Origin of the sequence: Caulobacter sp. D5 (genome assembly GCF_003185805.1) — a bacterium.
Classification (GTDB): Bacteria; Pseudomonadota; Alphaproteobacteria; order Caulobacterales; family Caulobacteraceae; genus Caulobacter.
Window position 1 is genome coordinate 1 of sequence record NZ_QHJY01000503.1, and the last position, 1,391, is coordinate 1,391.

Here is a 1,391-nt window from a genome sequence, read left to right on the forward strand (position 1 = left end):
CGGTTCGGCGCGGGTCGAGGCCCCGGTCTCGCCGCGTCCGTACTTCCTGGTCGCCGCCGCCGACGGCCGCGCCACCCGCGTGGCCGAGCGCCTGCTGCCGCTGCAAGGCGGCCGCAACTTCCGCGACCTGGGCGGCTGGTACGCCGCCGGTGGCCGCCAGGTGAAGTGGGGCAAGCTCTATCGCTCGGGCGTGACCAGCGGCCTGACCGACGGCGACCTCGATTATCTGGGCAAGCTGGGCGTCTCGGTGATCTGCGACCTGCGCAACCCGCAGGAACGCGCCGCCGAGCCCAGCGCCTTCCTGAAGGTCGCCGGCGCCAAGGTCGCGGCCTTCGACTACGACATGAACGCCTCGATGAGCATGCTGGCGGGCCTGAAGACCCGCGACCAGGCCGTCGACGCCTTCGCCGCCGCCTATGTGGCCTTCCTCGACACCCTGCAGCCGCACTTCACCGACATGTTCGCCCGGCTCGTGGCCGGCGAGGCGCCGCTGGCGTTCAACTGCTCGGCGGGCAAGGACCGCACGGGCACGGCCGCGGCCCTGATCCTGTCGATCCTGGGCGTGCCGCGCGAGACGGTGCTGGCCGACTACGCCCTGACCCAGGTCTACACCCCGCCGTCGATGTACAAGGCGCAGATGGCCAAGGCGGGGGCCGGCGCGACCGGCGGCATGACCGTCGAGCAGATGAAGGCCTTCGCGGCCATGCCGCCCGAGGTTCTGGACGTGATCATGGGCTCGGACCCGGAAGTCATGCGCCGCGCCTTGGGCCAGATCGACGCCAGGTTCGGCGGCCCGACCGCGCTCGCCAAAGCCCGCTTCGGCCTGACCGACGCTGGCGTCGCCAAGCTGAAGGCGACCTATCTCGTCTAAGGCCGGTCGGGCCTTGGAAAGGGTGTCGCGCCGCCTCCTTCGGGAGCGGCGCGGCATTTCCTCCCGACCTTCTCTATCGCGTTATCGGGCGGCTCCGACGGAGCCGCCCAGCGCCTGGTCCAGCGCCGCATCGAGTTCGCCCTTCCACGCCGCCGCCGGCATGAAGGAATGGCGCACGCCATTGGCGACGAACAGCCGCGCCGAAGGCGTCCTGACCACGAACGCCTCGACCGCGCCGCCGGCGCAGCCGTGCTCCTTGCCGCCCTCGACCAGCCCCCACGGGGCCTTGAGATCGACGGGGCGGTAGACCCAGCCGGGCAGGTATTTCATCCGGAAGCCCATGGTATGTCCCTCGGCGTCGCCGACGGGATTGACCGTGTTCTGGTCGGGGCAGAAGCCAGCGGTGACGAGGCCGGCCACATCGCCGGGCCGAGCCTGGGCGGCGGCCGCGTAGGCCAAGGTCGCCCCGGCCGAATAGCCGCCGAAATAGCCCGGACCCTCGGCGTGATAGCGACGCGCG

The 1,391-nt window shown here is 71.5% G+C and carries 2 protein-coding genes; one reads left to right on the forward strand and one right to left on the reverse strand.

Going from position 1 to position 1,391, the window contains the following annotated elements:
• On the forward strand, nt 1-871 hold an 871-nt coding region (locus DMC18_RS24430), incomplete at its 5' end, for a tyrosine-protein phosphatase (RefSeq protein WP_110133392.1).
• A gap of 81 nt (nt 872-952) precedes the next feature.
• Here the strand turns inward: DMC18_RS24430 and DMC18_RS26345 are convergent.
• Nucleotides 953-1,391 (reverse strand): hypothetical protein (locus DMC18_RS26345; protein WP_199232633.1); only part of this gene is annotated, 439 nt, incomplete at its 5' end.